Below are 22,742 nucleotides of genomic sequence, written 5' to 3'. Positions count from 1 at the left end.
ATTCGAGTGAAATGGCGTCCGGGACATCAGATTAATTTGCCTCGTAGACTAATCTGCCGAACGCATTTGCAGCAGTACGCACTGCATTGGGTAAGTATTATAAAAATCGACTGATTTGATGATCAATTGGAAATTCATGTATTTGATTCTTAAACATTTGATTTTCATAAAAAAGAAAAACATGCAGCTGCGAAGGCAGCGATGAAAGGGTGTCTTACGACACCCTTACACCAAAGGCTCAAATCACCTATTTCACCTTTCGCCCTGCCTCAAAAGCATCGAGCGCTGCCTGTGGAACTGCCGTCAGTTTGACGATTTCGATGACTCTCCGACGACTATCAACTTTAACAACCCCCAGCATCCTTCGCCGGCCAGACACCTTGTCAAACCGCCTCTGCGCCGCCCCAGAAAGCTTGTAGACGATTTTGTTATCTGGGAGCCGCATTTGATACAGACGCTTAGATAAGCCGACTAAACTCTCATCTCCCGAGAGAAGCTTCTTCGTTAAAGTCTTCGGTCCATAACCTGCAATAATCGCCCCCCTCAAGGCTCTCGTGTATATGGAGGCCTTAGCCGGCTCTTCAGCCAAGAACAGCCTCGCAACTCGTCCAGCTATCGGCGCACTCTTGTGGAAGTTCAGCTGCTTTTTCTTGCACGCATCATGAAGCTTGACCTCCAATTGGTGGTCACGATGGACTGCAAGGACCATCCCCAGGGCCATACCAAAGGCGATGTATAGTGACTTCTGGCTTTTACGCTCTCGTTCAGATCGGCGCTTCAGTCGAGTTTGAAGCTTCCTGGCCATTTCTTCATAATCAAAGTCATCACTCAACTTGTAGGCCAAGTCCCTGAGGTTCTTCTTTTCGATTACGTCGATCGAAGCAAGAGACACCTTGATACTGTTGTCTTCCTTCATCCTTTTTGCCCTCTGTTTAGAGTGAATGGCGCACGACTGTACCTTCGGATTGGTGCAGTCGTGCGCCACCGTTCACGGCTTGCGCCGTGTTACTCGTGATCAATTGTTACAAGTTGCAGCTATATACTGAGCTGCTCAGTGCTCATCCGTTAAATACTTGACTAATTTGTCCACCAAAATAAGCCGTCGCTTACCTCGGTGGATGTAAGGGATGCGGCCGGCCCGCATCTCTAAGTACAAAAACGCGCGACTCAAACTCGTAATTTCAGCGGCCTCCTCTACCGAGACAGCGAGTTTCTCGCGCCAAGAAACCTGAGCTTTACTTTCACACTGCGCATCATCCTGATGCGGGATAGGCATACAGACCTCCATTCTCGCGCTTGACTTGGCGCAAGTTGTAAAGACGTTGCAGTCTTGATGTTGCGTTTTAGGTGGGCTTCACCCAGCGAAAGACACCCCCCGCCTTCGCCAAAGAATTTTGGCAAATTGCGCCATTGAGCACAAGAGAGGTCGACGCAAAATTTTCTTAAAAGTCAACAACTTGATTCGCGATTCCAGAATCAAGAATCGAAAAACATGGTCACAAAAGTCACCATCGAACTCGTTCTTCCACTAGGCGTCACAAAGAGTTCGTTCAACGTGCAGCAACGTGCGTGATTTTCTTCACCTCTTCATCAAAACCAAAGCTTGGCGCTGCAGTGGCGATAATATCACGCATGTAACTGTTGTTCAGATGCCCGTAGTGGCGCTCAACCATGCGCGTGTCGCGGTGCCCAAGATTCTGCGCCACGACAATTAAGGGCGCACCATTCATTATAGTGAGACTCGCCCAAGTATGCCGCAGTTCATGAAATGTGAACTCCGGATCTATACTCGCAGCCTTGATCGCTGCCTTGAAGGGGCGAAAATACATGTCTCGCCGCCACCGCTCACCATTATCCATGCATAGCATGGGTGTATTGCCTGGTCGCTCACCAAGGAGACTGGCGAAAAATGAAATACCAGCCCTATTCAGGAAAATGTGACGAGACTTTCCACTCTTGCTATCTCGAATGTGGATGCACTCAGATAGAGACGAGAAATCCTCGACATTGAGATTGCAGAGCTCGCCATAGCGTGCCCCCGTGAGCAATGCAGCTTTAATGAGATTGCGTAGAGCCGGTTTACTAACCGCCAACAAATCTTGGGCCTGCTCAGCCGTGAGATACCGAGTGCGCTGACGCTCTACCCCCTTGAATGGCTGAACACGCTCCCAAGCATCACGATGAGTCACAAGGCCGTCTCGCCAGGACAGGTTTAGGGCCGCCTTTAAGGTCGTGAGATGGCGGTTTGCCCGTAACTGACGCTTGCGCCGTGCCTCAGCGACGTCGTCATCCTCCTCGCGATACCGTTGGGGACCGATTTTCTTCTTGCGCAAGCGAGGGGGCTCTTTAGCGATACCTTCATGCCATCGCCGCACCATTGTTGTCGTTAAGTCGATAATCCGCACCCTACCCAAACGAGGTAGAATGTAGGCGTCGGCATAGGTTTTTAGGTGCTCAAAGGACTTCCGATGGGCTCGAATGAACTCGAGATAGCGTTCAAGCGCATCCCCTACTGTTAAGCGGCTGGAGCTGAGCTCTGAACCACCATTTTCTTTGGATTGAAACCATGCACGGGCTTTCTCTTGGGCCTGCGCAAAGTTCAACGAGACAATACCATCTGCGTCTACGGCATCATCTGCAGCGCCAAGGGCCAGCAAGTGCCGAAACTTAGTCTTATCGCGATACCGCGCAATCCAAGAGCCACTGCTGGCACTTAGTTTGCGGTATCCGAGATGACAGCCCCCGATGATTTTTAGCCAATGTGGCTCTCTACGGACCGCGAGCTTCTTACGGGCTTCGCGACTATCAATTCGCCCCTGAACTTGGCGACCCATCTGGCTTCTCCGTACGGCAAAAATACGGCAAAACCATACTAGATGTACCCATATTGTACTAGATGATAAATTATTAAGTTATTGATTTATATATGTACTTAGATGATCCTGGACTGAATTCCCACTTTCCCAAGCTTACGACGGGGGTTCGATTCCCCTCACCCGCTCCAGGACTTGGCAGATCGATAAGCTGACAGAGCTTACGACAGCGAAGCCAGTTCCCTTAAAAAAACCCGGCACTCAAGCCTGCCTTGCGGGACAAGTGGAGACGCTTCAGGAAAATTGCTCTTGCTTCCAGCCATGACCGGCGGTCACGCAAAAGGCGATCGGCAACTCACGCCATGAGCCGGTAACCAACCCCGGGCTCTGTCAGCAGCAACACGGGCTGGGTTGGGTCGGCTTCGATCTTCTGGCGCAGCTGCCGGGCGAAGACCCGCAGATACTGCACGTCGCTTTCATGGGCCGGGCCCCAGACCTGGCGCAGGATGAACTGGTGGGTCAGTACCTTGCCGGCATGCTGCACCAGCAGTTTCAGCAGGTCGTATTCCTTGGGTGAGAGCTTCACCGGCTCGCCTCCCAGGCTCACCTGCCGCTTCTCCAGATCGACCTTCAACTCGCCCGTTGTGAAAACCGCGATCCCTGCACTGGCGCCAACCGTGTGGCGCAGCGCCGCCCGGATGCGGGCCAGCAGTTCGCCGGTGCCAAACGGCTTGGTGACATAATCGTCAGCCCCGGCATCCAGCGACGCGATCTTGTCGACTTCATCCGCCCGCACCGACAGCACCACAATCGGCACCGTCGTCCATTCGCGCATGCGGGCGATGACCGCCTGGCCGTCCATATCCGGCAGGCCGAGATCAAGCACGACCAGGTCAGGTTTTTCCAGGGCCGCCAGACGCAGCCCCTCCTGCCCGCTGGCGGCTTCGAGGATACGGAAGTCATGCGCCTCGAGGCTGACCCGCAGATAGCGCCTGATCTGCGGTTCGTCGTCGATCACCAGAATCTTCGCGCCGTCAGCCATGGGAGGCCTTCTCTTCATTCGGCAATGCCGGCTGTTCTTCCAGCGGCAGCGTCACGATCATACGCGTCCCCTTGCCATCGGCCACCGGACTCTCGGCCCGGATGTCGCCGCCATGGGCCTTCAGGATGCTGCGACAGATCGACAGGCCCAGCCCGGTGCCCGCCACCTGCCGGTCGCCGGCCTTGACGCGATAAAACATATCGAAGACCTGTTCAAGCTCGGCCGCCGGAATACCGGAGCCGGAATCGGTGACCGTCAGCATAAGGCGGTCGCGCTGCAGCGACAGGCACACATCGACCGGGCTTCCTTTGGCCGAGTATTTCGCCGCATTGTCGAGCAGGTTGATCAGCACCTGCTCGATCAGGATGTAGTCCACCCGCAGCAACGGCATGTCCGGCGCCACATCGATGCGGATGTCATGCCCCTGGGTCAGCGGCGCCGCGCGTTTCACCGCCGTGGCGACCAGTTCTTCCGGATCGACCCAGTCGAGCTTGGGCTGCATGGCGCCGGCCTCGATCTTCGTCATGTCGAGCAGGTTGCCGACGAAGCGGTTCAGCCGCTCGGCCTCGTCGCGCACGGTCTGCAGCAGTTCGCTGCGGCCGCGCTCATCCAGCCGGCTGTCGAAATTCATCAGGCTGGAGACGCCACCGATGATGGACGCCAGCGGCGTGCGCAGGTCATGGCTGATCGAAGAGAGCAGCGCCGAGCGCAGCTTCTCGGTTTCCGCCGAGACGCGGGCCTCCTCGACATCGCGGTTGAGCAGGCTGCGTTCGATGGCCAGTGCGGCCTGTCCGGCCAGGGCATCCAGCAGGCGCCGCTCGTCCGGGCCCAGCGCCGCGCGATCCTCGGGGAAGCGGATGCCCAGCGCGCCGAGCTTGCGCTCGGCCGTTCGCAACGGCAGAAACAGCCAGTCCGAGGATGGCAAGGTGCCGGTGCCGCGCCCGGCCGGCTCGCCCTTCTCCCAGGCCCAGTCGGCGGCGGCCCTGGCCTTGTCGTCGATCTGGTCTTCCGGCGGATAGGCAGCGCGCACGGCGAGCCGGCCGTTCTCCGGCATCAGCACCAGCGACTGCGCCTTGGCCAGTGCGGCCACATGATGGACGACGGCCCAGAGGATGTCGTCCTCCGCTGCGGCACCTGTCACCATGCGGCTGAAGTCATACAGCGAAGCCGTGCGAGCCTCACGAATACGCGCGGCTTCGGCCTGCGCCCTGATCCGCGCCGTCAGGTTGCTGGTGATCAGCGCCACGGCGAGGAAAACGAAGAAGGTGTAGATATTCTCCGCATTGGCGATGGTGAAGGTATAGAGCGGCGGCAGGAACAGGAAGTTGTAACCCAGCACCGTCAGCACCGAACTCAGCACCGCTGCCGCAGAGCCATACCGGAGCGAACAGAGCAGTACGGCCACCAGGATCAGCAAAGGAATACTGGAAGCCGGCAGCCACGGCTCGGCCAGTTTCACCAGCCCGGTCGCCGCCAGCGAGATCAATGCTGCCGGCACCAGGCCATCCAGGCTCATGCTGGCAAGGCGAGACCGCATCACGCCAAACCACGATTCGGCGTCGGGCGATCCGGTAATGACATGGATATTGATGCCATCCCCCAGTTCGACCAGACGGTCGGTCAGCGTGCCGCGCAGACGGTTGATCAGCCGGCTGCGATGACTGCGGGCGACCACGATCTCGGTGACATTGCGCTGGCGCGCCTGCCGGATGATCTCGGCCGGCACATTGCTGCTGGCGACCGTGACGACCTCGGCGCCGAATTCCTCGGCCAGGGTCAGCGCCCGGTTGATCTGAGTCTTCTCGGCATCCGACAGGCGATCATGCGCCGGCGTCTCGATATAGAGCGCGATCCACGGGGCGCGCCGGCGCTCGGCGATGCGGCGCGCGGTGCGCACCAGCCGCGGCATCAGCGGACTCGGGCTGATGCAGGCCATGATCCTGTCCCGCGTCGGCCAGGGGCCGGATATCGCATGGGACTGCATATAGGACAGCATCTGGCCGTCGACCTGGTCGGCTGCCTTGCGGAGCGCCAGTTCACGCAGGGCCGTCAGGTTGCCCGGCGCGAAGAAGTGATGCACGGCGCGGGCGGCCTGTTCCGGCACATAGACCTTGCCTTCTTTCAGGCGCCGGATCAGGTCCTCGGGTGCAAGATCGACGACCTCGATGCTGTCGGCCTGCGCCAGAACGCTGTCTGGCACCGTCTCGCGCACCTTCACGCGGGTGATCTGCGCCACCACGTCGTTCAGGCTGTCCAGATGCTGGATATTCAGCGCTGTATAGACGTCAATCCCGGCATCGCGGATTTCCTCGATGTCCTGATAGCGCTTCTCATGCCGGCTGCCGGGCACATTGCTGTGCGCCAGTTCGTCGACCAGCACCAGCTGCGGGCGGCGCTGCAGAACCGCATCGAGATCGAGTTCGCTGAAGGCCCGGTCGCGATAGTCGACATGGCGCAGGGGCACCTGTTCCAGTCCCTGCAGCAGCTGCGCAGTCTCCGGCCGGCCATGGGTTTCCACCACGCCGATGACGACATCCACGCCTTCGCGCCGGCGGATATGGGCCGCCTCCAGCATGGCATAGGTCTTGCCCACGCCGGGCGCCGCGCCGAGAAACACGTTCAGACGGCCGCGCTTTTCCTGCACGGCCGCCTGAAGCAGGGCTTCCGGGGATGGTCTGGTCTCGGGATCGGATCGCTGATCGGCCATCAGGCCTCTATTTGGTCACTGGCCTGATCTTATCCAAGGCCAGGTTCAGCGTCAGCACGTTCACACCGGGCTGACCAAGGAATCCCAGCCAGGGCTGCTCGGTATGGGCGTCCACCAGCGCCTTCACCTCGGCCACGCTCATGCCGCGCGCCTCCGCCACGCGCAGGATCTGCCGGGCCGCATTGGCCGGCGAGATATGCGGGTCCAGCCCGCTGCCCGAGGTGGTGACGGCATCCACCGGCACCTGCGCGGAACCGTCCCGGCCCTTATACGTCTCCACGTCGCCAGCCACACGCTCCACCAGCGCCTTGGCGGTCGGCGCGAGATTGGAGCCGCTGGACGAGGTCGCGTCGAAGCCATCCTTGCCGGCACCCGACGGACGCGGCTGGAAATACTGCGGCGCCGTGAAGGCCTGCGCGATCAGCGCCGAACCGACCACCTTGCCATCCTGTTCGATCAGACTGCCGCCAGCCTGGCGCGGAAACAGGCCCTGGCCGATACCGGTGATCGCCAGCGGATAGAGCAGGCCGGTGACCAGCGTGAAGAAAGCCAACAGAACCAGGGCGGGACGAATGTGACTGAGCATGACGGTTCTCCTTACACAAGACCGAGGGCAGCCACGGCCATGTCGATGGCCTTGATGCCGAAGAAGGGCAGCACGACGCCGCCGAGGCCGTAGATCACCAGATTGCGCCGCAGCAGGGTGACGGCCGGCAGCGGCCTGTAGCGCACGCCCTTCAGGGCCAGCGGGATCAGGGCGATGATGATCAGCGCATTGAAGATCACCGCCGAGAGGATGGCGCTCTGCGGCGAGCTCAGCTGCATCACATTCAGCGCCCCGAGCTGCGGATAGGTGGCGACGAACAGCGCCGGGATGATGGCGAAGTATTTCGCCACATCGTTGGCCAGGCTGAAGGTGGTCAGCGAACCGCGGCTCATGAGCAGCTGCTTGCCGATCATGACGACTTCGATCAGCTTGGTCGGGTTGCTGTCGAGATCGACCATGTTGCCGGCCTCGCGCGCCGCCGCCGTACCGATATTCATGGCCAGGCCGACATCCGCCTGGGCCAGCGCCGGGGCGTCGTTGGTGCCGTCGCCGCACATGGCGACCAGCTTGCCTTCGGCCTGTTCCTTGCGGATCAGCTCCAGCTTCTTTTCCGGCGTCGCTTCGGCGATGAAATCGTCGACCCCGGCTTCCGCCGCGATGGCGGCGGCGGTCAGCGGGTTGTCGCCGGTCACCATCACCGTGCGGATGCCCATGCGGCGCAGTTCGGCGAAGCGCTCGCGGATGCCGGTCTTCACAATGTCCTTCAGGTGGATAACGCCGAGGATGCGGCGATCCTGCGCCACCACCAGCGGCGTGCCGCCCGACTTGGCGATCCGTTCCACCGCGCCCGTCAGTTCGGCCGAGACTGGTGCCGCCACATAGCGCAGCACGGCATCGAAGGCACCCTTGCGGATCTCGCGGCCCTTGAGGTCGAGGCCGCTCATGCGGGTCTGGGCGCTGAAAGGAATGAAGCTGCCCGCCTTGGCGCGCTCGGCCTCATGGCCCAGCCCGTATTTCTCTACCGCCAGCGCCACGATCGACTTGCCTTCCGGCGTCTCGTCGGCCACCGAGGCCAGCATGGCGGCTTCGGCCAGTTCATGCTCCGACACGCCGGCGAGCGCGATGAAGGCCGAGGCCATGCGGTTGCCATGGGTGATGGTGCCCGTCTTGTCGAGCAGCAGGGTATCGACATCGCCCGCGGCCTCCACGGCGCGGCCCGACTTGGCGATCACGTTGTGGCGGATCAGCCGGTCCATGCCGGCGATGCCGATGGCCGACAGCAGACCGCCAATGGTGGTGGGAATCAGCGTCACCAGCAGCGCGATCAGGTAGACCACCGGCACCGGCATGCCGGAATAGATCGCCAAGGCTTCCAGGCTGCCGGTGGTGACCAGGAAGATCAGTGTCATGCCGACCAGCAGCACGGTGAGCGCGATCTCGTTCGGCGTCTTCTGCCGCTTCGCGCCTTCCACCAGGCCGATCATGCGGTCGAGGAAGCTTTCGCCCGGATTGACGGTGATCCGCACCTTGATCCAGTCCGACAGCACCCGGGTGCCGCCGGTGACACCCGAACGATCGCCGCCGGATTCGCGAATGACGGGCGCGGATTCGCCGGTGATCGCCGATTCATCCACCGAGGCGATGCCCTCGATGACATCGCCGTCGCCGGGGATCGGATCGCCGGTCTCGACCAGCACCACATCGCCGACCCGTAGCGTGGTGGCCGATACCACCTTGATCCGCCCGGGGGCATCCAGCAGCTTGGCCGTGGCCTCGGTCTTGCCGCGCCGTAGGGATTCCGCCTGCGCCTTGCCACGGCCTTCGGCCAGGGCTTCGGCGAAATTGGCGAACAGCACGGTGAACCACAGCCAGGCCGAAATCTGCCCCAGCAGGACGATTTCGCCGCCGGTGAAGATGTCGCGGATGAAAATGACGGTCGAGACGGCCGCCACCGTGGCAGTCACGAACATCACCGGGTTGCGCCACAGAATGCGCGGATCGAGCTTGACGAAAGACTGACGGACAGCTTCGCCCACCAGTGACGGATCGAAGATCGGCTGCGCGACAGCAGAACGTTTGGTCATGACTCTAGCTCCTTAAAACGTCTGGCCGGCGACGAGCAGCAGATGCTCGACGATCGGCCCCAGCGCCAGCGCCGGGAAGAAGGTGAGGCCGCCGACGATCAGGATGGTGCCGGCAAGCAGCAGGACGAACATCGGGCCATGGGTCGGGAAGCTGCCCGCCGAAACCGGAGCCGCCTTTTTAGCCGCAAGGCCACCGGCCAGAGCCATGACCGGCACGATCATGGCGAAGCGGCCGAGCAGCATGACCAGGCCCAACGCGGTGTTGTAGAAGACCGAATTGGCGGTCAGGCCGGCGAAGGCGCTGCCGTTGTTGCCGGCCGCAGACGTGAAGGCATAAAGCACTTCGCTCAGGCCATGCGGACCCGACGACAGCAGGCCAGCCAGGCCGGCGTCGCTGACCAGCGCAATCGCCGTGCCGACCAGAATGGCCATCGGCGAGATCAGGATGGCCAGCACTGCCAGCTTGGCCTCGCGGGCTTCGATCTTCTTGCCCAGATATTCCGGGCTGCGGCCGACCATCAGGCCGGCAATGAACAGCGTGGCCACGATGAACAGCGCGATGCCATAGAAGCCGGCGCCGACACCGCCGACGATGATCTCGCCCAGCATGATGTTGATCATCGGGATCATGCCGCCCAGCGGCAGGAAGCTGGAATGCATGGCGTTCACCGCGCCGCAGGAAGCGGCCGTGGTGATGACTGCGAACAGCGCGGAACTGAAGCTGCCGAAGCGGACTTCCTTGCCCTCCATATTGCCCATGGCCGGATCGACGCCCAGCGCGGTGAGCAGCGGGTTGGCCCCGGCCTCGACATAGGCCGTGACCAGAACGCCGGCCACGAACAGCAGCAGCATGGTGGCGAGGATGGCCCAGCCCTGCCGCTGGTCCTTCACCATGCGGCCGAAGACATTGGTCAGCGCCGCGCCGATGACGAAGATCAGCAGCATCTGCACGAAGTTGCTGAGCGCTGTCGGATTCTCGAAGGGATGCGCCGCATTGGCGTTGAAGAAACCGCCGCCATTGGTGCCGAGCATCTTGATCGCCACCTGCGAGGCCACCGGCCCCTGGGCGATCATCTGCTCGGCACCTTCCACCGTGGTGGCGGTGGTATAGGCGTCGAAATTCTGCGGCATGCCCTGCCAAATCAGGAAGACGGCCGCGATGATGGCGCCGGGCAGCAGCAGGCCGAGCGTCGCGCGCGTCATGTCGGTCCAGAAATTGCCGACGGTTTTGGCGGACTTGCGGGCAAACGCGCGGATCACCACCAGGGCGATGGCGATGCCGGTGGCAGCCGAGATGAAGTTCTGCACCGTCAGGCCGACCATCTGGCTGAAATAGCTCATGGTGCTTTCGCCACCATAGGACTGCCAGTTGGTATTGGTGACAAAGCTGACCGCGGTGTTGAAGGCCAGGTCAGGCGACAGGCCCGGCAATCCTTGCGGATTGAGCGGCAGCAGATCCTGCAGGCGCAGGATACCGAACAGCAGCAGGAACCCCGCCAGATTGAAGATCAGCATGGCGATGGCATAGACCGACCAGTGCTGCTCACGCTGCGGATCGACACCGGCCAGAGCATAGAATGGCCGTTCGACGGGCCGCAGCCAGCCGATCTCGCCATTGAACAGACGGACCATATAAAGGCCGAGGACGGGCGTGGCCGCCAGGATGATGGCGAGGAAGACGCCGAGTTGGACGTAATCGTTCTGGGTCATGGCCAGCCTTTAGAACTTTTCTGCCCGCAGCAGGGCGTAAAGCAGATAGATCGCGAGCAGCAGCGCGATGCTGCCGCCCAAGATGAAATCGAATGTCATGGGGTGGCTCCTAAAGCCGCTCGCAGAGCAGCGTGTAGGCAATGAAGCCGGCAAAGAGGCCGGCACCGAGGGCGATGAAGATGAGATCAGGCATGGGGCGCTCCAATGAGACCCCTGATCTAGGCCGCTCCCGCATTAAGCCGCCATGTGGGATGCCGCAGGGTTGCATAAAGAAAGCATAAAGACGCCTGTAGAGCGGTCCTTATCCGGTCCTTATGCATTCCTTATGCCCTTGAAGCGAAAGCCACATGGCCGCCTTAGCGCAAATACCCAAGTCTTCGGCATCGGAAACAGCCAAGGAGACCATCCGTGTCGACCATGCCCAGGCGGCTTCGTCAGTTTACGGTTCCCCACGATGCCCATACCGTCCGTGACCTTGTGGCCATAACGCCAACCCGTGACACCGACGGTGTCGTCGTGATCGGACGCGGCACCTTGCCGCTGTTCATTGCTTTCCTGAATCGGGGCTGCCGTAGCGCCGCGGAACTGCGTGTTGGTGTTGCATCACCTTCGGCCGAGCATGCCGATCTGGTCTGGATTACCGGTATTGCCGAACCGGAGGAATGCGACAGCGCCATCAAGATGGCCCTGCGACGCGCCGGCAAGACCGGTCGGATCGCCATCGACGCAACGATGCTGGTCGCCCGCAAGGGCATGGAGCGCCTGGTCCGCTATCTGAAGCGCCTCGGCCTGCATGTCGACAGCACGCACAGCGTGGGCACGCGGATCGTTCTGCTGGCCCATGGGTGAGCACCATGCCTCGTCATAAACCAGAGCTTCGCGGCTCGATTGTCGCCCTCGTGACACCCTATCGTGGCAGCACCATCGACATGGACTGCTTTTCCCGGCTTGTGGCCCGCCAGATCGAGCGCGGCACAACCGCCATCGTTGCCGGCGGCAGCACGGGAGAGGCGGCCATGCTGGTCGACGAAGAACACGCCGGGCTGGTTGAAGCAGCCGTTGTCGCTGCCCGTCGCCGCGTACCGGTCATTGCCGGCATCGGATCGCCCTCGACCGAGCGGGCCGTCTTCCTCGCCCGTCAGTCGGAACGCCATGGCGCCGACATATTGCTCTGCAGCGCGCCATCCTATGTGCGGCCCACGCAGGAGGGCCTGTTCCGCCATATCAAGGCGATCCACGATACCGTGCGCCTGCCGATCCTGCTCTACGACGTTCCGACCCGGACGGCCTGCGCATTCTCCGACGAGACCATCGGTCGCCTGTCGGAACTCGCCCGCGTCATCGGCATCAAGGATGCCACCGCCGATCTCGGCCGCCCGGCGCGGCTGCGGCACCTGACCGGAACCGACTTCCTGCAATTCTCCGGCGACGATGCCACGGCGCTTCACTATCGGGTTGCCGGTGGCCATGGCTGCATATCGGTCCTCGCCAATATCGCTCCCGGCCTCTGTGCCCAGATGCATGAGCGGTTCGAAGCCGACGATATGGCTGCGGCGATTCGGCTGAATGGGCGGCTGCTGCCGCTGGTGCAGGCCCTGTCGCTGGAAAGCAATCCGATCCCGGTGAAGCGCGCCCTGTCCCGCCTCGGTCTATGTGCCGACACGCTTCGCCTGCCACTGACACCGCTCAGCCTGGCAGCCGATGCTCCGCTGGCCATGGCGCTCGAGCCGGTCTGGGCGCAGGAGGAATCTGCGGTCCGCGGGAGCCATCGGGCGGCGTAACCGGGTCATGCTGATGGCGGTGGGGCTGGCGGGAGGCAGGGGGATCGGGCCGCGATGCATATCCTGGGAATGCCGGTTGCGTGAGCCTCCCAAGCTTACGACAACGCGCAATCAGCCCTGCTGCGCCAGCGCCCGGCGCGACTGCCGGATCTTATCGATCTGGACGTCGAAGACCGTTAGCGGCGGATAGGCCTCCGGGTCGGTCACCACATCGATCAGCGTCGGCCCCGGACTGGACAAAGCCTGCTGCAGGGCGGCGGCATACTCCGCAGCCGTGCTCACCCGGATGCCGGTGCAGCCGGCAGCGCGCGCCACGGCGGCATGATCGACGGCCGAGAAATAGATGGCATCGGTGTGGCGGCCATGGCGCTCGTCCTCGCCATCCTTCTGGAAACCGAGAATCTGGTTGTTGAAGATGGTAACGACCACCTTGATCTGCTCGCGCACGGCCGTCTCCAGCTCGGACCAGACATGACCGAAGCCGCCATCGCCGGCAAAGCACAGCACGGTTGCATCCGGACGAGCACAACGCGCACCCATGGCCAGCGGCAGTCCCCAGCCGAGTCCGGCCAGGCCGCGCGGCGTCAGGAACCGCATGCCGGGCTTCAGCGCCCGCAGGTAATTGGCGAGCCAGACCGAGGAGTAGCTGGCATCGGCCACCGCGATCATATCCGCGCTCAGCACCCTGGCCACCTCGGCCATGACGCGCTCGGGCCGCAGCGGCGAACCATCGCTTTCAACGACATCCCGAGCTTCATCCTGGTGCTGCAGCCTGGCCCTGGCGATTTCAGCCTCCAGAACCGGCCGCTGCTGCTGCCGCCTGCTCAAGTCCTGTCTGCGCAGGGCCGCGGTCAGCGCCGTGAGCGTCAGCCGGGCATCGCCGGCCAGGCGCAGGCTTTCATAATTGCGGCCGATCTCGCCGCCATCGATATCGATATGGATGAAGCGCACATCCTTGGAGAACAGACGCCAGGATTCCGTGCCATTCTGCGCCGTGCGGGTGCCGACCAGCAGCACGACATCGGCCCGGTCGATCACCGGCTTGCAATACCGCGAAGCACTGCGGCGGCCCATGATATTGCCGATCACGCCCAGCGACAGCGCATGGGTTTCGTCGACGCCACCCTTGCCCATCACCGTGGTGCCAACCGGCAGCGCCGCCTGGTCCTGCAGGGCCGCCAGCGCGTCATGGGCCTGCGACAGATGCACGCCACCGCCCGAGACCACCAGCGGATACTGCGCCCGGGCCAGCAGGCTTGCCGCTTCCTCGATCAGCCGATGTTCAGGCTGCAGGCGATCCAGCGGGTAGTGCCCCAGCACGGACTGGCGCTGCGGCAATGCTTCCATGCGCTCGGCCAGGAAATCCATGGGCAGCAGCAGAACGACCGGCCCGGGGCGGCCGCTGGTGGCTGCGGTGATCGCCATGTCGATATAATCGTCGATGCGCGCCGGGTCGGTCAGCCGCCGGATCCACTTGGCGCAGCCGCCGAACAGCGCGACATGATCGAGTTCCTGGAAAGCATTGCGGTCGACGCCCGAACGCGCCACATCCTGCACGATCGCCAGCAACGGGATGGATGACTTCAACGCCTCGGCCAGGCCCGGCACCAGCAGGGTGGCCGCCGGGCCGTTCTGTGCCGCTACCACGCCGATGCGGCCGGATATGCGGGCATAGCCATCGGCCATGGCCGCACCGGCATTCTCGGTGCGATAGACCACCTGGCGGATGCCGATGTCTTCACAGGCCAGCATCAGGGCAGAGGGAATGCTCTGGCCGAACACCGTGTCGATACCATGGCGCCGGAAGGCGGCGGCAATCGCATCGGCGACGATGAAATCGGGATTCCGGGACAGAGCTTTGGGCGTGCGCGGTCCCTGCAGCGAGACATGTCTCATGTTTCATTCCCATTCCGGCTGCGCTTGGTGCGCGGCGGATTTTATTAATCAATCGATTGGTTATCTATATCGTCCGGTCCGCGCATCGTCAACCGCGGGGCGATAACGGCTAAGTTAATTGTTTTATTGGGCAAAATGCGGAAAACAGTCCTTCTAATGCGCGGCGATGCGGGTTAAATAAGCGACAGGTAAAGGGAATCGCATGGCTAAAGACATCAAGGCGAAACAGGCTCCGCGCGCAACACGCCAGCGTGGTGCGGCCAGTCGCGAACGAATCCTGGACGCCGCCGAACGCCTGTTTGCGGAAACCAGCTTTGCCGCCACCTCGACCCGCGCGATTGCCGCCGCGGCCGAGCTCAACATCGCCATGCTGCACTATCACTTCAAGGGCAAGACCGACCTGTTCGAGGAGGTCTTCAAGCGCGGCAGCGTGCGGCTGGCGACACGCCGCATCGAACTGCTGGATATCGCCGAGAAGGAAGCCGCCGGCAAGCCCGTGCAACTGCATCGCATCATCCATGCCTTTGTCGCACCGGCCCTGGAAATGATGGCATCTCCCAGTAACGGCCGTCACTTCATGCTGATGCACAGCCGCTTCAACGACGAGCCGCGCGAAGTGATCGCCAAGATCCGCCCGCAGGCCTTCAACACCAGCACCATGCGCTTTGCCAACGCCTTCCGGCGCACCCTGCCGGGACTGGATGTCGACGGCATATACTGGCGCATGCATTTCATGATGGGGATCTACATCTACAATACGGCGGACAGCGGCCGGCTTGAGGAAATCTCTGCTGGACGCTGTACGACTAGAGATCGCGAAAAGTCGCTGAATGAAATTATCGACTTCATCGTCGGTGGTTTCCAAGCCGCCCGACACCAGAGCGACTACAAGCTGAATAAGGACAGACGTCCCCGCCGCACCGCAAAGCTGGCCGAAAAGAAGCCGGAAAAGCCGAAAGCCGCGAAAACCAAGGCCCGATCAGGCCGCGCCTGATACCGCTGGACTGCAATCAGAGAAATGGTGGCGTACAGCCGCTGACGATCTCGCAGACCTCGTCGCCGACATTGCGGAAGCGATGGGGCCGGCGGCTGTCGAACAGATAGGCGTCGCCGGCACGCAGGATTTCGCACTGGTCGCCGACGGTGAGTTCGATCGCTCCGTTGATGACGACGCCACCTTCTTCCGCATCATGCTGCAGCATGGCCCGCCCGGTATCAGCGCCGGGCTCGTATTTCTCATGCAGGATCTGCAGATTGCGCTCGCGCACATTGCCGACCTGGCGAAAGGCAATGCGCCCCTTGGTCAGCGAGATGAGCTGGTTCGAACGATAGAAGACCTGCTCCTTTGGCGGTCCCGACAGACTGAAGAATTCCGCCAGCGGCATCGGGATGCCCTGCAGGATCTTGCGCAGGGAGGCGACCGAAGGGCTGACGCGGTTCTGCTCGATCAGGGAGATCACACCATTGGTGACGCCGGCCCGGCGCGCCAGTTCGCGCTGCGACAGGCCGCAGCCGATCCGAACCGAACGCAGGCGCTCGCCGACATCGAAGTCATCCTGCAGATTCTCGAAGATATCCAGTTTCATATCCATGGGGGCAACCCTGCTCGATACCGGTTCAACCATGCAAATGACAGGCAACGATGCGCCCGGGCGCCGGCTGTGTCTGCGCCGGCACCTCGGTGCGGCAGCGCGCCATGGCATGGGGACAGCGCGTATGGAAATGGCAGCCGCCCGGCGGATTGATCGGGCTGGGCACATCGCCGGTGAGGATGATCTTCTCGCGCCTGTGGCGCGGATCGGGCACCGGGACAGCGGACAGCAGTGCCTGCGTATAGGGATGCAGCGGATTGGCAAACAGCGATTTACGGTCGGCCAGTTCCACGATCCGCCCGAGATACATCACGGCAATGCGGTGGCTGATATGCTTCACCACCGCCAGGTCATGGGCGATGAACAGGTAGCTCAGGCCGAATTCCTCCTGCAGGTCTTTCAGCAGGTTGATGACCTGGGCCTGCACCGAGACATCAAGCGCTGAGACCGGTTCGTCGCCGACGATCAGGCTGGGACCGAGCGTAAGCGCACGAGCGATGCCGAGGCGCTGGCGCTGGCCGCCGGAGAATTCATGCGGATATTTTCGCATCTGCTCGGGCCGCAGGCCGACTTTGGCAAACAGGGCGGCGACGCGCTCGCGGATTTCAGCCGCCGACAGATTCTCATAGTTCAGGAAGGGCTCGGCGACGATGGCGCCGGCCGACATGCGCGGATTCAGGGAAGCATAGGGATCCTGATAGATGATCTGCATGGTCCGGCGATAGGGCCGCATCGCTGCCGTATCCAGCGCGGTGATGTCCCTGCCTTCGACATGGATGCTGCCGGCCGAGGGTTCGATCAGCTTCAGGATCGCCTTGCCGGCCGTGGACTTGCCGCAGCCGCTTTCGCCCACCAACCCCAGGGTTTCGCCATGGCCAAGCGTGAAGCTGATGCCATCCACCGCCCGCACCTGCCCCTTGCGACGGGCGAAGAAACCCTGGCCCAACGGGTAATGCTTCTTGAGGTCGCGGACCTCCAGCAGGGGATGTTTTGCCACGGCGTTCACTGGGCGGCCCCCATCTGCTGGATGGCAGCCCAGTTCCAGCAGGCCACGCCATGGCCGCCCTCGACCATCTGGAAGGCCGGCACCTGCACGTGACATTGCCCGGTGGCGTGCCGGCAGCGCGGCGCGAAGCCGCAGCCTGCCGGCTTGCGGCGCAGCGATGGCACCAGGCCGGGGATTTCCGTCAGCCGCCGGTCTTCGTCATCCGTGTCGGTCAGCCGGGGCACGGCGGCGAGCAGACCCTGCGTATAGGGATGCAGCGGCCGGTCAAACAGCGCGGTGACCTCTGCCTCTTCCACCTTGCGGCCGGCATACATGACGACCACGCGCCGTGCAGTTTCGGCCACCACGCCCAGATCGTGGGTGATCAGCACGATGGCGGTGCCGAACTCGCCCTGCAGGTCTTTCATGATCTGCAGGATCTGCGCCTGAATGGTCACATCCAGCGCGGTGGTCGGTTCATCGGCGATCAGTACCGACGGATTGCAGCACAGCGCCATGGCGATCATGATGCGCTGTCGCATGCCGCCCGACAGCTGATGCGGGTATTCATCCAGCCGGCGCCGGGCTTCCGGAATCCGCACCTTGGTGAGGATGGTTTCGGCCCGTTGCCAAGCCTCGGCCTGGCTGAGCCCCAGATGCAGCACCATGGCTTCCGAGACCTGCCGACCGATGGTCAGCACCGGGTTGAGCGAGGTCATCGGTTCCTGGAAGATCATCGAGATGCGGTTGCCGCGCACCTTGCGCAGCTCGGCCTCGCTGCAGGCCAGAAGATCGACGCCGTCGAAGCGGATGCTGCCATCGACGATGCGGCCTGGCGGCATCGGGATCAGGCCCAGGATCGCCAGGGTGCTGATGCTTTTGCCGCAACCGCTCTCGCCGACGATGCCGAGCGTTTCGCCCTGGTGCAACTGCCAGGACACGCCGTCGACCGCATGGATGACGCCATCCTCGGTCTGGAAGTCGATCTGCAGATTCTCGACTTCAAGGATCGGCGCCGGATTACTCTTCATGTCCATCATCATGTGCGGCGCCGAATGAAGCGCGGATCGAGCGCATCGCGCAGGCCGTCGCCCAGCAGGTTGACGGCCAGCACGGTCAGCGACAGGAACAGGCCCGGGAACAGGATGATATGCGGCGCCACCTGGAACAGGCTGCGACCATCGGCCAGGATATTGCCCCAGCTGGGGATTTCCGGCGGCGTACCAGCCCCCAGAAAGCTCAGCGTGGCCTCGGTCAGGATCGCCGCGGCGGCGACATAGGTAGCCTGGATCACCAGCGGCGCGATCGTATTGGGCAGCACATGGCGCAGGATGATCTTGTGAAACGGCGTGCCGATGGCCCGCGCCGCCTCGATGAAGGGCTGTTCGCGCAGGCTGAGCACCACACCACGCACCAGACGGGCAACACGCGGGATTTCGGCAATGGTGATCGACAGGATGACGCCCTGGATGCTGGCGCGCGACAACGCCATGACCGCAATGGCCAGCAGCACGGCGGGAATGGCCATCAGGCCATCCATCAGGCGGCCGATGACAGCATCGGCGCGCCGGTTGAAGCCGGAAATAAGACCGATAGCCAGACCGCCGCCGACCGAGAGCAGCGCCACGCCGAAGCCGACGATCAGCGATATCCGCGCCCCGTAGATCACCCGGCTGAAGACATCCCGGCCCAGCATGTCGGTGCCGAACCAGAACCGCTCTGACGGCGGACGCAGCCGGCGGATCGGACTGACCGACAGCGGATCATACTGCACCAGCAGCGGCGCGAAGATCGCCATCAGGGCCAGCAGCAGCAGCAGGATGCCGCCCAGCAGGGCCAGCGGATGATGCCGCGCCATGCGCCGCAGGAAATGCGGCCGGCCGGGTGTATCGTCGTCAGTTGCGACGGCGGGCGTGGAACCGGCACTCAATAGCGAATCCTCGGATCGAGGAAGGTGTAGGAAATATCCACCGCGAGATTGATCAGCACATAGGACCAGGAAAAGACCAGGATCACGCCCTGAATCACCGGATAATCGCGCCGCAGGATGGCATCCACGGTGAGGCGCCCGAGACCCGGAATAGCGAAGACGCTTTCGGTTACCACCACGCCGGTGATGACCAGAGCAAAACCAAGGCCAATGGTGGTGACGATAGGAATGGAGGCATTCTTGAGCGCATGACCGAATAGCAGTTCGCGATTGCTCAGGCCTTTTGCCTTGCCGGTGCGCATGTAATCCTGGTTCAGCACTTCCAGCATCGCGGCCCGCGTCATGCGCGTGATCAGCGCCGTGAAGACCAGCGCCAGCGCGATGCTGGGCAGGATGATTTTTTCGATGAACGGCCCGAAGCCCTCCCTGATGCTGGTATAGCCCTGCACCGGCAGCCATTCGAGCGACACCGAGAAGGCAAAGACCAGGCAATAGGAAATCACGAAGACCGGCAGCGAGAAGCCCAGCACGGCGAAAAACATCACCAGATGATCGACCCAGGTGCCGGCTTTCCATGCCGCCAGAATGCCCAGCGGCACCGACAGCAGCACGGTGATCAGCATGGTCAGAACCGTCAGCGCCAGCGTCGGCTCCATGCGCTGGGCGATCAGCTCAGTGACCGGCATGTTGGAAAAGACCGAGACACCCAAGTCGCCGGTCAGCACGCCCCAGGCCCATTGGCCGAACTGCAGCAGGAATGGCCGGTCCAGGCCAAGCTGATGCCGGATGCGTTCGATATCTTCGGGCGAGGCATTGTCGCCGCCGATGATGGTCGCCGGATCGCCGGGACTGAGATACAGCAGGGAAAACACGAACAGCGCCACCACCAGCATCACCGGCAGGGTGCCGAGAACACGCTTGATAATGAAGCCGAACATGCTGCGCCTGCCCCGTTCCGCTTAACGGCCGAAGGACGGCAGGTCGGCCTTGGTGGCGCCGCGGCGATAGGGCACCGGCACCTCGATGCTCACGCCCAGCTCCTCGGCGGCATGCCAGGCCCAACGCGGATCGTTGAGGAAGCCACGACCGATGGACACCATATCGGCCTGGCCACCGGCCACGATGGCCTCGGCATGTTGGGGAGCACGGATCAGGCCGACCGCCATGGTCGGGATGCCGACTTCGGATTTGACCTGCGTGGCGAACGGCACCTGATAGCCGGGACCGGTGGGGATATTGGCCAGACAGTTGCCACCGCTGGAGACATCCACATAGTCGCAGCCATGAGCGGCCAGGGCCTTGGCATAATTCACCGCATCGTCGGCGCCCAGGCCACGCTCATCCCAGTCGGTGCCGTTGAAACGCACACCGAGCGGCTTTTCTTTAGGCCAGGCCGCACGCACGGCGTCGAAGACCTCGAGCGGGAAGCGCAGGCGGTTTTCCCAGCTGCCGCCATATTCGTCGGTGCGGGCATTGGCAATCGGCGAGAGGAAGCCGCTGAGCAGATAACCATGGGCGCCATGGATTTCGAGCAGATCGAGCCCGAGGCGGGCGCAGCGCTGCGTCGCCTGCACGAAGGCGGCCACCACATCGTCCATATCCTTGCGGTCCATCGCCCGCGGCATCGGCCAGTTGTCGGCAAAGCGCAGCGCCGAGGGCGCAATGGTTTCCCATCCGCCATTTTCGGGACTGAGATGGCCGCGGCCATCGGCCGGGTTCATCAGCGACGCCTTGCGGCCGGCATGGCCCAGCTGCAGGCCGATCGGCATCTTGCTGTACTGCCGCACGATCTTCAGCACCCGGGCCAGCGCCGCCTCGTTCTCATCGCTGTACATGCCCAGGCACTGGTTACTGATGCGGCCGCGCGGTTCGACGCCGGTCGCCTCAATGATCAGCAGGCCGGCACCCGACAGGGCCAGATGGCCGAGATGGATAGTATGCCAGTCGGTGGCGCTGCCATTCTCGGCCATGAACTCGCACATCGGCGCAATCACGATCCGGTTGGGCAGCGTCAATCCGCGCAGCTGGATCGGTTCAAACAACTTGCTTTTCATAACCCTGACCCTGTCACTTGCGATCGATATTCCAGAACACCAGCTGCGGTCCCTTCAGCACGCCGGTAATTTCCTTGCGCCAGGCAAATGGCGTGAAGTACTGGCCGGTCGGGATGATGGGCAGCGAGGCCCAAAGCGCCCGGGACAGCGCTTCCAGCTTCACCTTGCGGGCGGCCTCGTCAGGTGCGTCCGCGTATTCGCGGCGCAGACGCTCGACGTCCTCGTCGCAGGCCCAGCCGACATAATTCTTCTGGTCGCAGCGCGAGTCGATGACGAAATTGGTCAGCGGCGAATACATGATCGAACCGCTGACCGCGATATGGAACAGGTTCCAGCCGCCCTGGGCCGCCGGTTCCTTGCGATTGCGCCGCGACAGCATGCCGGCGAAATCCATGATCTGCAGATCGACATTGGCGCCGATCTCGCGCAGGTTCGCCGCCGTCACATCGGCCAGCGCGCCCTGCCCCGGCAGTTCGCGGGTGGCCAGGATCACGATCGGCTCGCCCTTGTAGCCGGACTCGGCCAGAAGTTTCTTTGCCTGCGCGAGATCCTGCTTCTTGTAGAGGTCCGAGCCGGCGGTCGTGTCGTTCGGGCTGTTGCAGATGAAGTAGGACATGCAGTTTTCCAGCCACAGGTCCGGCGTGCCGTAACCAGCCAGCATGTAATCCGACTGCTTGACCAGCAGTGCCAGGGCCTGGCGCGCCTTCAGATTGTTGAAGGGCGGATTCAGGTGATTGGGCCTGATGAAGGTCTGCGCGCCCGCCTTGTTGAGGATCTGCACCTCGACCTTGCTGTTCTTTTTCAAGATCGGCATGACATCCGCCGGCACCTGGTCGATCAGGTCAATCTCGCCATTGATGAGCGCCGTCGCCCGGGTATTGGCATCGGGGATGAAGCGCATCTCGATACGGTCGAAATTGGCGACCTTGCCGCCCGACATGCCATTGGGCTTTTCCTTGCGCGGCACGTAATCCTTATTGCGCTCCCAGACAGCGCCGTTGCCCGGCTGCCATTGCTCGCGCAGGAAGCGGTAAGGGCCGGAGCCAATGGCCGTGGTCAACGGCTTGAAGGCATCGGTCTCGGCATCGGCCCGCCGCATGATGACGGCCTGGTTGGCCATGGTGGAAGCCAGCGCCACCTCGACGAACGGGAAACGCTTCTTGAACAGCATGACGAAGCCGTCCGTGCCGTCAGCGCGGAACTCGGCCATGGCCGCCTTCATCTGCTGCCCCAGCACATCGCGCGTCATCCAGCGGTTGATCGAAGCAACCACATCGTCGCCGGTCACCGGCTGGCCGTCATGGAACTTCAGGCCGGGCCGCAGCTTGAAACTATAGGTCAGTCCGTCCGGCGAGACCGAATAGGTATCGACCATCTGCGGATGCGGCACCAGCGATTCATCGAAGGCGAACAGCGTGTCGAACACCATCATGCCGAGCTGGCCGGTGGTGGTGGTCTGGGTGGTGTGCGGGTCGAGATTGTTCAGGTCGCTGCTCGGCGAGTAGCGGAAAACCTTCGGGGCCTGCGCGGCAGCCGGCAGGGCCGTGGCAAGCAGGACGGAAACCAGAGCAGCATAGCGAAGCATGTTATCCCCCTGTGAA

At 62.4% G+C, this 22,742-nt stretch carries 20 protein-coding genes; 3 read left to right on the top strand and 17 right to left on the bottom strand.

What is annotated here, in order from left to right:
- Positions 1-247: 247 nt before the first annotated feature.
- From AC1ROB_RS06265 to kdpF, 9 genes are all read right to left on the bottom strand, one after another.
- Positions 248-916, bottom strand: a complete 669-nt coding sequence (locus AC1ROB_RS06265; RefSeq protein ID WP_492972065.1) for a hypothetical protein — start codon at positions 914-916, stop codon at positions 248-250.
- A 135-nt stretch (positions 917-1,051) separates the two neighbouring features.
- Complete coding sequence (locus AC1ROB_RS06260) at positions 1,052-1,276, bottom strand: helix-turn-helix domain-containing protein (protein WP_492972066.1); 225 nt, start codon at positions 1,274-1,276, stop codon at positions 1,052-1,054.
- A 274-nt stretch (positions 1,277-1,550) separates the two neighbouring features.
- Complete coding sequence (locus AC1ROB_RS06255) at positions 1,551-2,834, bottom strand: tyrosine-type recombinase/integrase (RefSeq protein WP_492972067.1); 1,284 nt, start codon at positions 2,832-2,834, stop codon at positions 1,551-1,553.
- Between the two features lie 334 nt (positions 2,835-3,168).
- The gene (locus AC1ROB_RS06250; protein ID WP_492972068.1) at positions 3,169-3,855 is read right to left on the bottom strand and encodes a response regulator; all 687 of its coding nucleotides are present in this window, start codon (positions 3,853-3,855) and stop codon (positions 3,169-3,171) included.
- Positions 3,848-6,562, bottom strand: a complete 2,715-nt coding sequence (locus AC1ROB_RS06245; protein WP_492972069.1) for an ATP-binding protein — start codon at positions 6,560-6,562, stop codon at positions 3,848-3,850. The genes AC1ROB_RS06250 and AC1ROB_RS06245 overlap by 8 nt, the downstream gene beginning before the upstream one ends.
- A 7-nt stretch (positions 6,563-6,569) precedes the next feature.
- Positions 6,570-7,148 (bottom strand): potassium-transporting ATPase subunit KdpC, encoded by a 579-nt coding sequence (gene kdpC / locus AC1ROB_RS06240; protein ID WP_492972070.1) that lies wholly within the window; start codon positions 7,146-7,148, stop codon positions 6,570-6,572.
- An 11-nt stretch (positions 7,149-7,159) separates the two neighbouring features.
- A complete protein-coding gene (gene kdpB, locus AC1ROB_RS06235) occupies positions 7,160-9,193 on the bottom strand; it encodes a potassium-transporting ATPase subunit KdpB (RefSeq protein WP_492972071.1) in 2,034 nt (677 codons plus the stop codon).
- A 12-nt stretch (positions 9,194-9,205) separates the two neighbouring features.
- The gene (kdpA, locus tag AC1ROB_RS06230) at positions 9,206-10,903 is read right to left on the bottom strand and encodes a potassium-transporting ATPase subunit KdpA (protein WP_492972072.1); all 1,698 of its coding nucleotides are present in this window, start codon (positions 10,901-10,903) and stop codon (positions 9,206-9,208) included.
- A 9-nt stretch (positions 10,904-10,912) separates the two neighbouring features.
- Complete coding sequence (gene kdpF, locus AC1ROB_RS06225) at positions 10,913-11,002, bottom strand: K(+)-transporting ATPase subunit F (RefSeq protein ID WP_492972073.1); 90 nt, start codon at positions 11,000-11,002, stop codon at positions 10,913-10,915.
- 309 nt (positions 11,003-11,311) lie between these two features.
- Between kdpF and AC1ROB_RS06220 the strand changes: the two genes are divergently transcribed.
- Together AC1ROB_RS06220 and dapA are read left to right on the top strand one after the other, a co-directional pair.
- Complete coding sequence (locus AC1ROB_RS06220; RefSeq protein WP_492972074.1) at positions 11,312-11,752, top strand: hypothetical protein; 441 nt, start codon at positions 11,312-11,314, stop codon at positions 11,750-11,752.
- A gap of 5 nt (positions 11,753-11,757) precedes the next feature.
- A complete protein-coding gene (gene dapA, locus AC1ROB_RS06215) occupies positions 11,758-12,684 on the top strand; it encodes a 4-hydroxy-tetrahydrodipicolinate synthase (protein ID WP_492972075.1) in 927 nt (308 codons plus the stop codon).
- Positions 12,685-12,795: 111 nt separating this feature from the next.
- Here dapA and AC1ROB_RS06210 read toward each other — a convergent pair whose 3' ends face one another.
- Positions 12,796-14,580, bottom strand: coding sequence for an acetolactate synthase catalytic subunit (locus AC1ROB_RS06210; protein ID WP_492972076.1), 1,785 nt, complete (start codon positions 14,578-14,580; stop codon positions 12,796-12,798).
- A 202-nt stretch (positions 14,581-14,782) separates the two neighbouring features.
- Between AC1ROB_RS06210 and AC1ROB_RS06205 the strand changes: the two genes are divergently transcribed.
- Entirely contained in the window at positions 14,783-15,574 is a 792-nt protein-coding gene (locus tag AC1ROB_RS06205; protein ID WP_492972077.1) for a TetR/AcrR family transcriptional regulator, read from the top strand.
- Between the two features lie 16 nt (positions 15,575-15,590).
- Here the strand turns inward: AC1ROB_RS06205 and AC1ROB_RS06200 are convergent, their stop codons facing one another.
- The 7 genes from AC1ROB_RS06200 to AC1ROB_RS06170 are packed head-to-tail and all read right to left on the bottom strand — an operon-like array spanning position 15,591 to position 22,726.
- On the bottom strand, positions 15,591-16,172 hold the full coding sequence (locus AC1ROB_RS06200) for a cupin domain-containing protein (protein ID WP_492972078.1): 582 nt from the start codon (positions 16,170-16,172) through the stop codon (positions 15,591-15,593).
- 25 nt (positions 16,173-16,197) lie between these two features.
- Positions 16,198-17,169, bottom strand: a complete 972-nt coding sequence (locus tag AC1ROB_RS06195; protein WP_492972079.1) for an ABC transporter ATP-binding protein — start codon at positions 17,167-17,169, stop codon at positions 16,198-16,200.
- A gap of 5 nt (positions 17,170-17,174) precedes the next feature.
- Positions 17,175-18,188, bottom strand: coding sequence for an ABC transporter ATP-binding protein (locus AC1ROB_RS06190; protein ID WP_492972080.1), 1,014 nt, complete (start codon positions 18,186-18,188; stop codon positions 17,175-17,177).
- Between the two features lie 8 nt (positions 18,189-18,196).
- Positions 18,197-19,087 (bottom strand): ABC transporter permease, encoded by an 891-nt coding sequence (locus AC1ROB_RS06185; protein ID WP_492972081.1) that lies wholly within the window; start codon positions 19,085-19,087, stop codon positions 18,197-18,199.
- Positions 19,084-20,025 (bottom strand): ABC transporter permease, encoded by a 942-nt coding sequence (locus tag AC1ROB_RS06180; protein ID WP_492972082.1) that lies wholly within the window; start codon positions 20,023-20,025, stop codon positions 19,084-19,086. Before AC1ROB_RS06180 ends, AC1ROB_RS06185 begins: the two co-directional genes overlap by 4 nt.
- 21 nt (positions 20,026-20,046) lie before the next feature.
- A complete protein-coding gene (locus tag AC1ROB_RS06175) occupies positions 20,047-21,141 on the bottom strand; it encodes an NADH:flavin oxidoreductase/NADH oxidase (RefSeq protein WP_492972083.1) in 1,095 nt (364 codons plus the stop codon).
- Between the two features lie 13 nt (positions 21,142-21,154).
- Positions 21,155-22,726, bottom strand: a complete 1,572-nt coding sequence (locus tag AC1ROB_RS06170) for an ABC transporter substrate-binding protein (RefSeq protein ID WP_492972084.1) — start codon at positions 22,724-22,726, stop codon at positions 21,155-21,157.
- Positions 22,727-22,742: the final 16 nt, after the last annotated feature.

The organism is Ferrovibrio sp. GW821-FHT12F09 (genome assembly GCF_058806775.1).
The sequence above is the reverse complement of the archived record's forward strand: the minus strand, read 5'-3'. Positions and strand labels throughout refer to the sequence as shown.

Bases quoted from the DNA above. Each gene is read 5' to 3' on its own strand.
- AC1ROB_RS06170 (WP_492972084.1), bottom strand. From the start codon at position 22,726: ATGCTTCGCTATGCTGCTCTGGTTTCCGTCCTGCTTGCCACGGCCCTG.
- kdpF (WP_492972073.1), bottom strand. From the start codon at position 11,002: ATGACATTCGATTTCATCTTGGGCGGCAGCATCGCGCTGCTGCTCGCG.
- AC1ROB_RS06180 (WP_492972082.1), bottom strand. From the start codon at position 20,025: ATGTTCGGCTTCATTATCAAGCGTGTTCTCGGCACCCTGCCGGTGATG.
- kdpB (WP_492972071.1), bottom strand. From the start codon at position 9,193: ATGACCAAACGTTCTGCTGTCGCGCAGCCGATCTTCGATCCGTCACTG.
- AC1ROB_RS06250 (WP_492972068.1), bottom strand. From the start codon at position 3,855: ATGGCTGACGGCGCGAAGATTCTGGTGATCGACGACGAACCGCAGATC.
- AC1ROB_RS06255 (WP_492972067.1), bottom strand. From the start codon at position 2,834: ATGGGTCGCCAAGTTCAGGGGCGAATTGATAGTCGCGAAGCCCGTAAG.
- AC1ROB_RS06205 (WP_492972077.1), top strand. From the start codon at position 14,783: ATGGCTAAAGACATCAAGGCGAAACAGGCTCCGCGCGCAACACGCCAG.
- AC1ROB_RS06210 (WP_492972076.1), bottom strand. From the start codon at position 14,580: ATGAGACATGTCTCGCTGCAGGGACCGCGCACGCCCAAAGCTCTGTCC.
- kdpA (WP_492972072.1), bottom strand. From the start codon at position 10,903: ATGACCCAGAACGATTACGTCCAACTCGGCGTCTTCCTCGCCATCATC.
- AC1ROB_RS06245 (WP_492972069.1), bottom strand. From the start codon at position 6,562: ATGGCCGATCAGCGATCCGATCCCGAGACCAGACCATCCCCGGAAGCC.
- AC1ROB_RS06260 (WP_492972066.1), bottom strand. From the start codon at position 1,276: ATGCCTATCCCGCATCAGGATGATGCGCAGTGTGAAAGTAAAGCTCAG.
- kdpC (WP_492972070.1), bottom strand. From the start codon at position 7,148: ATGCTCAGTCACATTCGTCCCGCCCTGGTTCTGTTGGCTTTCTTCACG.
- dapA (WP_492972075.1), top strand. From the start codon at position 11,758: ATGCCTCGTCATAAACCAGAGCTTCGCGGCTCGATTGTCGCCCTCGTG.
- AC1ROB_RS06175 (WP_492972083.1), bottom strand. From the start codon at position 21,141: ATGAAAAGCAAGTTGTTTGAACCGATCCAGCTGCGCGGATTGACGCTG.
- AC1ROB_RS06190 (WP_492972080.1), bottom strand. From the start codon at position 18,188: ATGAAGAGTAATCCGGCGCCGATCCTTGAAGTCGAGAATCTGCAGATC.
- AC1ROB_RS06265 (WP_492972065.1), bottom strand. From the start codon at position 916: ATGAAGGAAGACAACAGTATCAAGGTGTCTCTTGCTTCGATCGACGTA.
- AC1ROB_RS06200 (WP_492972078.1), bottom strand. From the start codon at position 16,172: ATGGATATGAAACTGGATATCTTCGAGAATCTGCAGGATGACTTCGAT.